The 14344-nt window shown below is 30.1% G+C and carries 14 protein-coding genes and 2 tRNA genes; 2 read left to right on the top strand and 14 right to left on the bottom strand.

The genetic code is table 11. From position 1 onward, the window contains the following. Window positions 1-291: 291 nt before the first annotated feature. Window positions 292-906 (bottom strand): DUF1684 domain-containing protein, encoded by a 615-nt coding sequence (locus HGB55_RS10630; RefSeq protein ID WP_168816880.1) that lies wholly within the window; start codon window positions 904-906, stop codon window positions 292-294. A 1-nt stretch (window position 907) separates the two neighbouring features. Beyond that, a complete protein-coding gene (locus HGB55_RS10635; protein WP_168816881.1) occupies window positions 908-1441 on the bottom strand; it encodes a DUF4252 domain-containing protein in 534 nt (177 codons plus the stop codon). 270 nt (window positions 1442-1711) lie between these two features. Between HGB55_RS10635 and HGB55_RS10640 the strand changes: the two genes are divergently transcribed. Next, window positions 1712-2962, top strand: a complete 1251-nt coding sequence (locus tag HGB55_RS10640; RefSeq protein ID WP_168816882.1) for an MFS transporter — start codon at window positions 1712-1714, stop codon at window positions 2960-2962. Between the two features lie 144 nt (window positions 2963-3106). Continuing rightward, on the top strand, window positions 3107-4159 hold the full coding sequence (locus HGB55_RS10645) for a glycoside hydrolase family 5 protein (protein ID WP_168816883.1): 1053 nt from the start codon (window positions 3107-3109) through the stop codon (window positions 4157-4159). 49 nt (window positions 4160-4208) lie between these two features. Here the strand turns inward: HGB55_RS10645 and HGB55_RS10650 are convergent, their stop codons facing one another. From HGB55_RS10650 to HGB55_RS10705, 12 genes are all read right to left on the bottom strand, one after another. Then, a complete protein-coding gene (locus tag HGB55_RS10650) occupies window positions 4209-4763 on the bottom strand; it encodes a peroxiredoxin (protein WP_168816884.1) in 555 nt (184 codons plus the stop codon). Between the two features lie 10 nt (window positions 4764-4773). Next, window positions 4774-6831, bottom strand: coding sequence for a methylmalonyl-CoA mutase (gene scpA, locus HGB55_RS10655; protein WP_168816885.1), 2058 nt, complete (start codon window positions 6829-6831; stop codon window positions 4774-4776). Then, window positions 6821-8179 carry a methylmalonyl-CoA mutase subunit beta gene (locus HGB55_RS10660; RefSeq protein WP_168816886.1) on the bottom strand — a complete coding sequence of 453 codons (1359 nt, stop codon included), beginning with the start codon at window positions 8177-8179 and terminating at the stop codon, window positions 6821-6823. The genes scpA and HGB55_RS10660 overlap by 11 nt, the downstream gene beginning before the upstream one ends. 81 nt (window positions 8180-8260) lie before the next feature. Then, window positions 8261-8581: a septum formation initiator family protein gene (locus tag HGB55_RS10665; RefSeq protein WP_168816887.1), complete on the bottom strand. Its 321-nt coding sequence runs from the start codon at window positions 8579-8581 to the stop codon at window positions 8261-8263. Window positions 8582-8584: 3 nt separating this feature from the next. Beyond that, on the bottom strand, window positions 8585-9190 hold the full coding sequence (gene udk / locus HGB55_RS10670; protein ID WP_168816888.1) for a uridine kinase: 606 nt from the start codon (window positions 9188-9190) through the stop codon (window positions 8585-8587). Window positions 9191-9265: 75 nt separating this feature from the next. Then, window positions 9266-9338, bottom strand: a tRNA-Thr gene (locus HGB55_RS10675). A 105-nt stretch (window positions 9339-9443) separates the two neighbouring features. Further along, window positions 9444-9517, bottom strand: a tRNA-Thr gene (locus HGB55_RS10680). A 183-nt stretch (window positions 9518-9700) separates the two neighbouring features. Beyond that, a complete protein-coding gene (locus tag HGB55_RS10685) occupies window positions 9701-10489 on the bottom strand; it encodes a hypothetical protein (protein WP_168816889.1) in 789 nt (262 codons plus the stop codon). A 98-nt stretch (window positions 10490-10587) separates the two neighbouring features. Further along, a complete protein-coding gene (locus tag HGB55_RS10690) occupies window positions 10588-11370 on the bottom strand; it encodes a sterol desaturase family protein (RefSeq protein ID WP_168816890.1) in 783 nt (260 codons plus the stop codon). A gap of 598 nt (window positions 11371-11968) precedes the next feature. Further along, window positions 11969-12748: a LytTR family DNA-binding domain-containing protein gene (locus tag HGB55_RS10695; protein WP_168816891.1), complete on the bottom strand. Its 780-nt coding sequence runs from the start codon at window positions 12746-12748 to the stop codon at window positions 11969-11971. Between the two features lie 10 nt (window positions 12749-12758). Beyond that, window positions 12759-13787: a sensor histidine kinase gene (locus HGB55_RS10700; protein WP_168816892.1), complete on the bottom strand. Its 1029-nt coding sequence runs from the start codon at window positions 13785-13787 to the stop codon at window positions 12759-12761. A gap of 82 nt (window positions 13788-13869) precedes the next feature. Further along, on the bottom strand, window positions 13870-14235 hold the full coding sequence (locus HGB55_RS10705) for a hypothetical protein (RefSeq protein ID WP_168816893.1): 366 nt from the start codon (window positions 14233-14235) through the stop codon (window positions 13870-13872). Between the last annotated feature and the right edge of the window lie 109 nt (window positions 14236-14344).

A 14344-nucleotide genomic window follows, 5' to 3' on the forward strand; every position in this document is an offset into this window, starting at 1 on the left:
TACACCTCCCTAAAAATAAAAAAACAGCCTTTTACAAAAAAATCCGTAGTACACAAACTGGAAATTAAAAATTACCAATATGCTCTAAACAAAGGGAGTTCGGCATGACAGCTGCAACTTGGGTTAAAATTACAGAGTCATTTAGTTTAGGAGCATCGGCATCAGCAATATTTAACCCTGATACAGAAGATGCTTATTTAGTATTTATACTATCCTTATAAAAATATTTTTTGTTAATTATTATTTTAGGTTTTTTGGCCTGCTCAATAAAATTTGGGCAGGCTTTTCTTTTTAAAGTTGTTTATTGTATAATTTAACACCAACAGGTATAGCAATGTCTAAATCATTTTCTTTTGGAGGAATAGGGCACGAATATTTATGATTGTATGCACAATATGGATTATACGCTTTATTAAAATCGATAATAATAGTTCTACTTTCTTTTTCAGGAATTTCTAAATCAATATACCGTCCACCGCCATAGCTTGAAGTTCCATTAGTTAAATCGTTAAAAGGTAAAAATAAGTAATTTGCATACTCAACGGTTGTTATTAAGTTTTGATTTTGGTATATGCTTAGTTTGAATTCTCTTCCATTTAAAGTAAATTTTACAATACCGTATTTTCTGTATAAAGGCAAACGATCAGTTGTTGTTTGCATTTCAAATATTGGTGTGTTAGGTGTTAATGTAAATTCGGCTTCAACTCTGTAATTTCTGTCAATTTCAAAAAAATCTAAGCCCTTGAATAGTTTAAAACCTTCTTCTGTTAATGGAGATTTATCTTTATCGGCAAATTCTGTATTTAATTCATATTGAAATTGTTTAATTTCATCTTCATAACTTTTTGTTTGCGAGTTACAGCTCATAAAGAAAATAGAAAAGGTAAAAATTAAAATATGTTTCATTTTATTGTATAGTGTTTGGAATAATAGTATTTGTTGGTTGAAGTTGTAATTTGGTTGTAAAGGCATCAAATTCACCTTTTTCTGAAAGTTGTTTAATTGTATTGGTATTAAAATTTCCTTTCAAATAAAAAGCATTTATTTTGTTTCCGTCCATTTTATAATATACAAGTTCTTTAACAATTCCTTGATATTCTTTTCCGGAGATTACCAATCTGTTGCTTTCTTGATTGCTTCTAACAATATCAGTAAAATTAGAACTTGTTATCATATTAATTTCAGTATTTATTTTTTGAAGATTTACAGGATTGATGTTATCAATAGTAATGTATTTAAAATCGTATACATTGGTAAAAAACGAATTAATTTCAGGCGACATACCACTTAAAATATTAGTCATAAATCGTGGTAATTGAAATGCTGTAGAATTCATATCGTTTTTATGGTTATTATAAAATCGATTAAATGTGTACATAGAACCACAACTGGTAGTAATAAATGTTAGTAAAATAACAGTAAGAGTAACAATTTTTTTCATTTTTAAGAATTTGAATTTATGTAAAAATAGAATATTTATACTAATACTAAATAATAACAATAAAATAACAGTTAAGAAAATTAAATAAAATTTTATGTTAAAAATTTTTGTAGTTTTGGTATAGAAATAAGATAAACATGAATAATTATACCAAAATCAAATCTGTGCACAAGTGGTTATTTAATATTGCCGGATATTTATGATATAATTATTACAATTAATAAATTTATATATAAACCCGGCTTAGAGCTGGGTTTTTACATTTTAAATATGATAAAAAGAGCATTTAATAGCTACCAAGAATCATTTAAAGGACTTTCAAAAGAGGTTTGGTGGTTGGCTTTAATAACATTTATTAATAGAGCCGGTACAATGGTATTACCATTTATGTCTTTATATTTAACAGAAGACTTACATATGAGTTTTTCAGAAGTGGGATGGATTATGAGTAGTTTTGGAGTTGGTTCTTTATTAGGTTCGTGGTTGGGAGGAAAACTTACAGATAAAATTGGTTTTTACACGGTAATGTTTTGGAGTCTTTTGGTTACTGGATTTTTGTTTATTGGATTGCAGTTTATTACGTCGTTTGCAGGATTTGCAATTGGAATATTTTTAACAATGACAGTTGCAGATACTTTTAGACCTGCCATGTTCGTTTCATTAAAAGCCTACAGCAAACCTGAAAATCAAACAAGGTCATTAACGTTAATTCGTTTAGCAATAAATTTAGGATTTTCATTCGGGCCATTTTTAGGAGGTTTAATAATAGCGACTTTAAGTTATTCCGGACTTTTTTGGGTTGATGGACTTACATGTATTGCGGCTATAATTTTGATGAGAATTGTATTAGACCGTAAACAATATAAGCCTAAAAAAACAGAAACTAATTTGGAGAGTTTAAATGTGGTACTTTCAGTATATAAAGATAAACTTTATTGGGTTTTTTTAGCAGTAATTTTTTTAATGGGTTTAATTTTTTTACAACTTTTTACAACAATACCGTTGTTTTATAGTGAAGTTCATAAGTTAACTGAAGTTCAAATAGGATTAATACTGTCTCTTAATGGGTTTTTAATATTTTTGATTGAGATGCCTTTAATTCATTATATAGAAAAAACCTTGTTAGATAGAATGAAGATTATTACTTGGAGTTTAGTTTTACTTGCTTTAAGTTTTATTGTTTTAAATAGTACAACTTGGGTTGGTATATTAATTATAAGCATGTTACTTATAACTGTTGGAGAAATGTTGGCATTTCCATTTACAAATAATTTTGCTATGAACAGAGCTCCAATAGGTAAAGAAGGCCGTTATATGGCATTGTATACAATGGCATTTTCGCTTGCACATATATTTAGTGCGAAAACAGGTATGGAAATTATAGACAGATTTGGCTATACTGCAAATTGGTTTTTGATGGGAGGATTTGGATTTTTAGCTGTTATATTAATGTTTTTATTACGTAAAATGCTGAAAGAAGAATCCTTAGAAAAAGAAAAAAAACACCTTTTACATCACTAAAATAAATAGTAAAATTATTTATAGAAAGTTATTATTTAAGTACATTTGAGTAGTTAAATTTTAAATAAATAATTATGTTTTGCGTAGTTATTAATGTTTACTGTAAGCCTTATTAACTATGTTGAATATAGAATAAAATCAATTATGAAAAAAATAATTTTATTACAATTAGTTTCAGTATTCTTACTATTGTTTACATCTTGTGATGATAAGGCTAAAAAAGCCTTAGTAGATGAAAATTCAACACCTATAAAACTTGAACTGTCAAAAATTAGCGTAAAAGGGAACTCATTTGTAACTGCAGATGCAACTCCTATTGTTTTTAGAGGATTAGATGCCAGTGATCCTGATAAATTAGAAAAAGACGGTCATTGGGGTATTGAGTATTTTCAAGAAATGAAGAATTGGGGAGCTACAATTACGCGTTTTCCGGTTCATCCAAAAGCATGGAGAGAACGTGGAAAAGAGGCATATTTAAAGTTAATGGATGATGGTATAAAATGGGCTACAGAAGTTGGTATTTATGTTATTATAGATTGGCACAGTATAGGTAATTTAAAAGATAATAAATATTTTATGCCTATGTATGAAACTTCAATGGAAGAAACTGAAGATTTTTGGCGTACAATGGCCAAAAGATATAAAGGAAATAATACAGTTGCTTTTTTTGAAATTTTTAATGAACCAACAACCTATAACGGACAGTTAGGTGAATGTACTTGGAATGAGTGGAAAGTTATTGTTGAAAAATTAATTGGAGTAATTAGAGAGAATGGTTGCAATGCAGTTCCTTTAGTTGCAGGTTTTAATTGGGGATACGATTTATCTCCTTTAAAAGAAAATCCGATTGCTGCAGAAGGAATTGGTTATGTGAGTCATCCATATCCTCAAAAAAGAGAAAAACCATGGGAACTACAATGGACGGAAGATTGGGGGTTTGCTGGAGAAAAATATCCACTAATTTTATCAGAAATGGGTTTTTGTGGTGCTGATGATGAAGGTGCGCACGTGCCTGTAATTAGTGATGAGTCTTATGGCGATGCAATTACTAAATATGCTGATGAAAGAGGTATTTCTTATACTGTTTGGGTTTTTGATCCGGAATGGGCTCCAATGTTATTCACCGATTGGAATTACACACCATCACGTCAAGGTGTGTACTTTAAAAAAGCTTTACAAGGATATCATACAAAGTAAAAAGGTGTTTTAAAAAAAGTCCCGTTCAAAACGGGACTTTTTTTTGGTTTTAACTTTTATATTTTTCAATAATGTTTTTTACTTGTTTACTGTCTTCTTCAGCATTTACATTTGAATTTTTATAAATTACTTTTTTGTTTTTATCTAAAACAAAAGTCCATCTTTGCGTAGTAACTCCTCTTGTTAATAAAAAATTACCGGCTTCAAATGTTCCGCCATCACTTACGGGAACTCCAAATTTTTTGGCAATTTTACCTTCACTGTCAGATAACAAAGGAAAATTTAATTGATACGATTCTTTAAAATGTTTTAGACCCTCAATTTCATCGCCACTAACTCCAATAACAGTTACGCCCATTTTATCAAACGAAGCTTTATCATCTCTATAAGCGCATGCTTGTTTAGTACAGCCACCGGTCATAGCAGCAGGATAAAAATAAACTACTAAAAAATCGGTTGAAACATCTTTAGATGCCCACTGTGTACCTTCACTGTCAGTTCCATTAAAATCAGGAGCAATATCACCAATATTTAATTCTTCTGAATTTTGAGCACAACCCGTTGTAATAGTTAAAATTATAAGTGTTTTAAGAATGTTTTTCATTTTTTTAGTTTTAGTTAATACTTTCAATTAATATATTCAATATTTCAATAGCAGCTTTTGATATTTTTGTGCCGGGACCATAAACACCAACCACACCGGCATCAAATAAAAATTGATAATCTTGAGTCGGAATTACTCCTCCGGCAATTACCATAATATCTTCTCTTCCATATTTTTTAAGCTCAGCAATTACTTGAGGAACAAGTGTTTTATGTCCGGCAGCTAAAGATGAAACTCCTAATATATGAACGTCATTTTCTACAGCTTGTTTTACAGCTTCCTGAGGTGATTGAAATAATGGTCCAATATCAACATCAAAACCTAAATCGGCATAACCGGATGAAACGACTTTTGCACCTCTATCGTGGCCATCTTGACCTAATTTGGTAATCATAATTCGAGGTCTTCTTCCTTCCAATTCAGCAAATTGATTAGCTAAATCTTTTGCTTTATTGAAGTCTTTATCATTTTTAATTTCTTTACTGTACACGCCCGAAATTGATTTTATAGTTGCTTTATACCTTCCAAATACTTCTTCTAAAGCACTTGAAATTTCACCTAATGTAGCTCTTTTTTCAGCTGCAATTACAGCCAAATCTAATAAATTTCCTTCACCTGATTTTGCACAAATTGTTAAATTTTTAAGTGCAATATTAACTTCTTCGCTATTTCTAGTAGCTTTTAAGTTATTTAAACGTACAATTTGAGACTTTCTAACAGCTTCGTTATCAACTTCTAAAATTTGTAAAGGATCTTCTTCGGTTAATTTGTATTTGTTTACACCAACAATTGTATCCTGATTGCTGTCAATTCTTGCTTGTTTTTTAGCGGCGGCTTCTTCAATACGCATTTTTGGAATACCTTGTTCAATCGCTTTGGTCATTCCGCCAAGTTCTTCAACTTCTTGAAGCAATTCCCAGGCTTTATTCATAATTTCTTCGGTTCTTTTTTCAACAAAAGAAGAGCCTGCCCAAGGATCAACAGTTTTAGTAATTTGAGTTTCTTCTTGTATATAAATTTGTGTATTTCGGGCAATTCTTGCCGAAAAATCGGTTGGTAAAGCAATGGCTTCGTCTAAAGCGTTTGTGTGGAGGCTTTGAGTTCCCCCAAAAGCTGCTGCCATAGCTTCTATTACCGTTCTTGCAACATTATTAAAAGGATCTTGTTCTGATAAGCTCCAACCACTGGTTTGGCAATGCGTACGTAATGCGAGTGATTTTGAGTTTTTTGGATTAAATTGCTTCACAATTTTTGCCCACAACATACGTGCTGCTCTCATTTTTGCAATTTCGCTGAAATGATCCATTCCAATTGCCCAAAAGAAAGATAAACGAGGAGCAAAAGAGTCAATATCCATACCGCTTGCAATACCTGTTCTTAAATACTCTAAACCATCGGCTAATGTATATGCCAATTCAATTTCGGGTGTGGCGCCGGCTTCCTGCATATGATACCCCGAAATAGAAATCGAATTGAATTTTGGCATATTTTTGCTGGCATATTCAAAGATGTCAGCGATAATTTTCATGGAGGGCGTTGGCGGATAAATGTAGGTGTTGCGCACCATAAATTCTTTCAAAATATCGTTCTGAATGGTGCCTTCCAATAATTTTTCAGCAACGCCTTGCTCTTTTGCGGCCACAATGTAAAAGGCCAAAATAGGCAAAACGGCGCCATTCATCGTCATTGAAACCGACATTTGGTCTAGCGGAATTTGGTCAAACAACATTTTCATGTCTTCGACAGAATCAATGGCCACACCGGCTTTTCCAACATCGCCCTGCACACGTTCGTGATCCGAATCGTAACCGCGGTGTGTAGCCAAGTCAAAAGCAACAGATAAACCTTTTTGCCCGGCAGCTAAATTTCTTCTGTAAAAAGCATTGCTTTCTTCAGCTGTTGAAAATCCGGCATATTGCCTAATTGTCCAAGGTCTGCGTACATACATAGTAGAATATGGACCTCTTAAATTTGGTGCTACACCTGCAATAAAGTTTTCGTGCTCAAATGAAATATCTTTTTTATTTTGAGTTCTAATTTCTAGTTTTGAAAAATCTTTACGCTTCATTTTTCAATTTTTTTTGTTCCAATTTTTCTGATAAGCGTTTTGGTGTTATTGGAATTATTAATGTTTTTATAGCTTTTTTTTCTTTAAATGGGTTAGTTTCCATTTCATTTTTCATCAAATCTTGTTCATTAGGGTATTTGTTGGTTCCCAATAAAACTAATTCACAAGCATCAAATTGGGCTTGTTCTTTTTGAGTATTTTCTTTTATTTTACGTTGTATGGTTCCTTCTTTTAACTGATGTAAAAAACCACCACTTTTTTCAATTTCTTTAAATAATACCAATGCTTTTTCTGCGATTTGTAGAGTAATAGATTCTATGTAGTACGAATCTTTTACTATGTATTGAGCATTTTTAAAATAGCTTTCTTCTTTCAAAATTAATAATTGATTTCGTGCTATTCTTGTTCCAAATTCGTTTGGTTTTTTGAAAAGGACATCATACGAACAATTCGAAATTGTATTAGCTCCGCCTAAAATAGCACTCATACTTTCAGTTGTAGTTCTAAGTAAGTTAACATTATAATCGTATAATGTTTTATTGCGGATGCTAGGTTCAGCAAAAACTGTAGCATTACAACTTGTATTATATTCTTTTAAAATGAGATTGTATAAGTATTTAAAGGCTCTTATTTTTGAAATTTCAAAGAAATAATTGCTGCCAATGGCAAAATTAAACTGAATTTTATGTGAGATTTCTCCACCAAATTTAGTTAAATACTCATTAGCATGTGCTAATGCGTAAGCAATTTGTTGTACTGTATTGGCTCCTGCATTTTGATAAATTTGAGTATTAACGCTTAAAGTATGATGAGTTGTTGAAGTTTTAGCGAGAATATGTTCTAACTTTTTAAAATCTTCATTTAAAGATTTATACCAATTACCGCTTTGTGCTAAATCACCAACAATATCAATGTTTAAAAATACAGTTTCGTTTTTAAGAAATTCTGAAAGTTCAATACAAAATTCTTCTGAAAGAAATTCTAGCTGAAACTGAAAATCGATATTTTTATGTAAGAGGTTTTTGAATAAGTTGGTGATATTAAAAGGTTGTTTTGAAATAAATTTAAGAGAGTTTGCACCTCTTTTAATTACATCTAAAGCTTGTTTATTGGCTTCAACTTCATTGGTAACAGTAATTTTTTCGCAAATTTTAAAATCAGTATCAGAAGTTGGAATTTCTAATTTCTCAAAATCGTCTGAATGATAAAAAGGTTTTATAGTAATACCTTCAAGAGTTTTAGTTAAAAGAGTTTCATTATAATCAGCACCTTTTAAATCAAATTGTATTTTTTGTTTCCAAGCTGCAGCAGAACTTGGTTCAAAATCGGTTGTAATTAAGTTACTCATATAAATAGTATTTAAACAAAACTCTGAAATAATATTGAAATATGAGCGGTTTTGTTTGTTTATTCCGGTAAATAAATATAGCTATTTTTTAGGCAAGGTGTCATACTCAATAATGTATATTTCTTCATTCTCTTTTTTCATGTGGTATTGTTCTCTGGCGAACTTTTCTAATTTTTCTTTGTCTTCAAGTTTTTTTATAAGCTCTTTATCTTGTTCGATTTGAGATTTGAAATACTCTTTTTCATTTTTAAGCTTATGTATTTCTTTATCTAATTCTCTATGATTAAGAAATGAATTTTCATCAAAAAAAGCCATCCATACAATAAAAACAGAAAGTATTATTACATATCTGTTAGTAATAAACTTTATGATTGGTTTATTTGCGAATTGCTTAAATGTCATAAACTACAGTTTGTGGCTAATTACAGTTCTAACGATATCTACCGCTACTGTATTATATCTATCGTTAGGAATAATTATATCGGCATAACTTTTTGTGGGCTCTATAAATTGCTGATGCATAGGTTTTAGTGTGTTTTGGTAACGATTTAATACTTCGTTTATATCTCGGCCTCGTTCTTCAATATCGCGTCTTATACGTCTAATTAAACGTTCATCGGCATCAGCATGCACAAATATTTTAATATCAAACAAATCTCTTAATTGTTTACTGTTAAAAATTAAAATTCCTTCTACAATAACAACTTTTCTTGGATGTGTTACCAATGTATCTTTAATTCTGTTGTGAGTTACAAAAGAATATACAGGTTGTTCAATTATATTTCCTTTTTTTAATTGAGTTACATGATCTACAAGTAATTCGAAATCAATTGCTTTAGGGTGATCAAAATTTATTTTGGTACGTTCTTCATACGATAAATTTTCGGTAGCATTATAGTATGAATCTTGTGAAATAACACAAACTTCATCAGCAGGTAATTCATTTAAAATTTGATTTACAACAGTAGTTTTTCCGCTTCCTGTTCCTCCGGCAATCCCAATTATTAGCATATTAAAGGTTTTGTTTAATTTATTGCAAATTTAATGAATTAAAAATAGGATAAAATGAGTTTGTATTTTTTTTTGAGCCGATAGAGGGACTCGAACCCACGACCTGCTGATTACGATTCAGCTGCTCTACCAACTGAGCTATGTCGGCTTTTGGACTGTTTCAGAAAAAAGGATAAGCAAATGTATCAATTTAAAAGAATTCTTTTGAAAAAATTAGATAAAAAAAACCTCTTCAAATGAAGAGGCTTTTTTGAGCCGATAGAGGGACTCGAACCCACGACCTGCTGATTACAAATCAGCTGCTCTAGCCAGCTGAGCTACATCGGCTTTTTTGCGGCTACAAATTAAATTACTTTAAAAATAATAACCAAATTTTTTATTGAATATTTTAATCTTTTTTTTCTTTTAAGATTTTTATTTTTTTTAGCGTGTTAATTTCATAAAAAAAGCATGGATATAGGGTTTTGTATCCATGCTAAAATCAACTTAAAACTAAACTAACCTAATTAGCTACCAAGCTAAATTATAAGTATTACCACTGCCCATGGTTAAAGTTGCTGTTTGGTTGCCCGTAAAAACTATTTCACCTGAAAAGTTGTAGGTATTTCCATTAGAAGATTCTCCTGTAAAGCTTGCTGTAATTGTTCCGGAAGTTATGTTGTGGTTTGCTTTTAAAACTTCAAGATTGCTCGTTTTTAAGTTGATTGAACTTGTAAAACTATTTTGATTTCTCACAAAAGATTCTTGTGTTCCTTCTCTGGTATATTCTTGATTTAAAATATACACACTTTGAGCCTCGTCTAAACTGGTAATGTTAATCGTGGCTGCATTAGTATCGCTTGAAGACATCCTTGGAGATGTATATGAGCCTGTACCATCTAATTGAAAATTGAATTCAGAAGGATTACCTTCTTCATCACAAGTAAGCATCCAACTCCATATATAGTTTACGTTGTATGTAAAGTTTCCGGAATCGTTTGATCTAATATAGGTAGAAGTATATTCTTGTCCACATTCGTAATCATAGCTTTTTTGAGAGTCAGTAGATTTCCCTGAGGTATCAACATTACCTTCTACAATGTAGATAGCTTCCATACTTTGTTCTACCATTCCGCCGGTATCAGGAGTAACTGCCATTGAAATAGCTTCAGCAGCTTCATCTTCAGAAATTTCTACAGCTGTTGGTGTTGTGTTATTATCATCATCATCACAAGAAATTAGTGTAATGGATAAGATTGCAAATGCAATTAAAAGCATTTTGTTTTTTAATAATACTGAATTTAAAATTGGTGTTTTCATGATTTTAATATTTAAAGTTTATGCTAAAGTATTTCTATTTGATATTGTATGTTTTAGTAAAAACGTTGAGACTGACTTTTTTAAGGGTGAACTAACTATTAGCCTTTGTAATCCATTTTTCCTTTAAAATAATCGACAAAACCTTTAAAGTTTAAAACAAATGGATTGTTGCTGATAAAACCTTTGGTAGTACCGTAAACCGGAGTTTCTGTTTCTTTTTGATACGTTCCAAAAAGTTTGTCCCAAATCATTAATATGCCTCCAAAATTTTTATCAATATAAACAGCATTAGATCCGTGATGTACTCTGTGTGCCGAAGGTGTTGCCAAAATGCCTTCTAAAATTCCAAGTTTACCGACCGCTTCAGTGTGTAAAAAGAACTGAAACAATAAGTTTATTGCAAATGATAAAATAATATATTCTATAGGAAATCCAATTAAAACAAGTGGTGTTAGTACAAAAGGGGTAAGTATGGTATTTAGCCAATTTAACCTGTACGATACGGTTAAATTCATACATAAACTTGAATGATGTATGAGATGGAAAGCCCATAAAAAATGTATTTTATGAGAAAGTCTGTGATACCAATAATACACAAAATCAACAGATAGAAGAGTTAGTAAAAAGGTGAATTTTGTGGTGTTCCATTTTAGAATTGAATAGTTAGCTAAATAGTTTAGAAAACTATATTGTAAGCCAAAAAACAGTAGTTTAGAAATTTGAAAACCTATAAAAATTGAAATATTAGCAAAAGTATCTTTTAATTCGTACGTTTTTTTATTGGTACTCCAGCTCCATATTATTTCAGCAATAACTAAAAGGACTAGTATTAAAAGTACGGTGCCTTTTAAATGCTGAAAATTGTTTTTTATAGCCTCCATTATCTTTTTTAATCAAAGGTTTTAAAAAAGATATTTTTATTTTTGGAAATAAAGATGAAGCTGGTAAAAATAAGGGTGAATTAGTCGTTTAATCACTTTTAAGTTATAGAAGAGAAACATTTTATGAGGTGAAACTAATAAATTAGGAAGAGAATTTATTTTTATATTAAAGTTTGTTAGTTAACTTGTTTACTGCAAAAACTACTTCATCTGAAAAAAAGGATGCTTCAATATTGATTTTATCGGTTTCATTAATTTAGTTATTAAAAATAATTTAATGTTGATAGATATTTACTGTGTTAAAAGATAATAACAATACTAAAAACGTTAAATTATGAAAACGCGATTTATTTATACGTTACTTTTTTTTACTATGGTGGTGTTACATATTATTATTTCAATAGAGTGTATTATACAAAGTTAGATATAAAAGACTAATATAAATTATTACAGCCTGCTGTAGAAACAATTATTACTTCACTTTTAGAAGGAGAAACCGTAAAACTACAGACAATAAAATTTACTGCGAGTATGGGGATGTACTTTGTAAAAAGGGAACTATTGAAGGTGTTACCAAATTTGAAATTGTAAGTCTTATTTATTCGTCTAACCACTTTTTAAATTCAGAAGATTTGGCTTTGCTAACAATTATTTTTTCTTCCGGTTTTGGTAAAACATTTAAGAGTAATCTTCCATTAAAGTAAAAGTCAATATCCTGTATTGCTTTTTTTTGAACAATAAATTGCCTGTTGGCTCTGTAAAATTGTTTTGGAGAAATTTCTTCCTGAATTCTTTCTAGCGTAGAATCGATAACATATTTTTTACCATCATAAGTATGTGCATAAACTATTTCTTGCGTTGTGTAAAACCAATTTATTTTTTCAACATTAAGTGGAATTAATTTATTTTGATAATGCACCAAATACGCTTCTTTGTACGATTTGAATTCTTTCAATTCAAAATAGTTTAACAAAGCTTGCAGTTTATCATAAGAAAAAGCGGTTTCTTTTGGTTTTGAAGTTTTGTTAAATTTCTCAAGAGCATTTACCAAATCGCTTTTTTCAAAAGGTTTTAAAATGTAATCAATACTATTTACTTTAAAAGCTTCTAAAGCATAATCATCATAAGCAGTTATAAAAACTACCGGAATGGTTGGTGTTATTGAATTGAAAATTTCAAAAGAAAGTCCATCCGTTAACCTAATATCCATAAAAAGTAAATCACAGCGTTGGATATTTTCCTTTAACCAATTTACAGACTCTTTTACGCTGGTTAATTTGTTTAAAATGGTGATACTACTATCAATTTCGTTAAGCGAAAATTCTAAATTTCTGGCAATAGCAGGTTCATCTTCAATAATGGCTACGTTTAATGGCATAATATGGTTTTCAAATTAAAGGCAATTTAACAATAAAATGGGTTGCTGTTTTTTGAATTTCAATTTCTTTATTGAATAAAAGTTTGTAGCGTTCGTTTATATTTAAAAGTCCTATACCTGTTGAAGGTTCTTTAAACTTAGGTTCTTTAATGGTATTTTTAAATAGTAGGTTATCTCCTTCAAGAATTAAATCTACATAAAGCGGGTTTTCTAATGATACAAGGTTGTGCTTTACGGCGTTTTCAAGTAACGGCGGTAAAGACATGTATGGAATTTTTTTGTTTAAAGCATTAGAATCTGCAATGTCAATATGTATAATTAAAGCATCTTCAAGTCTCATTTTTAGCAATTCAATGTTTGAATGCAATAAGCCAAGTTCTTTTTTTAATTCAACAACTTGTTCATTTCTGTTAGAGAGTGAATATCTAAAAACCTTTGAAAGATGCGTTACATATTCTTGAGCTTTAACAGGTTTTTCTCTAATTAGGGCTGATAGGTTTGTTAATGAATTAAATAAAAAATGTGGATTTATTTGTGCTCTTAAATTGGCTATTTGTGCATCAAAATAAGCAGTTTTAAGTTTTTCGTTTTCAACATCTTTCAATTTTTGATTTCTGTACAGTAATAGGATTTTAATTAAAATTCCCATTAATCCGGCACTTACCATAAAACGAAGGATGTAGCCGCCAACAAAAAAACGAACATTAGTTACATTTTGAAAAATAACCAGTTGTGATTTAAGTCCTAAAAAGAGAAATAAAAGAAACAGAATTAAATTAAGGCCAATAAGTTTTACCCTACCGGCTGTTGTTTTAAAAGTGATTCGATTGATAAATTTAAAATTGAGATATCCTATAAAAAAGCAAAACACAAAATTGTAGATAGTTTGATAAATAAGTTCAGGCCAATTAAAATTCCACTGAATACCAACATTTTTTCCTGCAGGGAAAAGACTCAATAATTTATGAATGTTTAATGAAATAGCAATAAAAACTGCTGTGTAAATTATCACTTTTTTTTCTGTGTTAGTTACCTTCATCTTATTGCATTTTAAATTGGGGTTGTTTACTTTTTATAGAAAAAAAGAAGTAAAAACTTCTATCCGGTTTAGCTAATTATTATTAGCCATTTCTTTGCTTGTAAACCGTTTTTAATTTGTTTCTATTCTTTTTTTGTAATTCTTTGTATTTTTTAAATTGCTCTTTACTAAGCATATTTTCAACTTCAGTATCTTTTTCTTCTTGTAATTTTTTTAATGTTTTAAACTTTGACATTCGAGACACATCACTTTGTCTTGTTTCAATAATTTTGTCGAAGTATTTGTTGCTTAAATCAATAAAAGGTTGTTTTTGTTCTCCGGTTAGCGATAATTCTTCAACTTGTCCATTTAAAATTTCCTGATAAATTTGTTTGTTTTCTGTTTCATAGGTTTGAGCAGAAATCATTACTGTTGTAAATAAGGCAATTGTAAAAAAAAGTGTTTTCATAGTTTTAGTATTAAATTTGTTGTGTAAAATTACGTTGTTTAAAATTTTGTGGTGATTAATTAAGGCGAAACAGCTAAAAAGGTTGTTAAAACGACTTATTTTAAGGCTC

The organism is Lutibacter sp. B1, from assembly GCF_012524075.1.
Classification (GTDB): domain Bacteria; phylum Bacteroidota; class Bacteroidia; order Flavobacteriales; family Flavobacteriaceae; genus Lutibacter.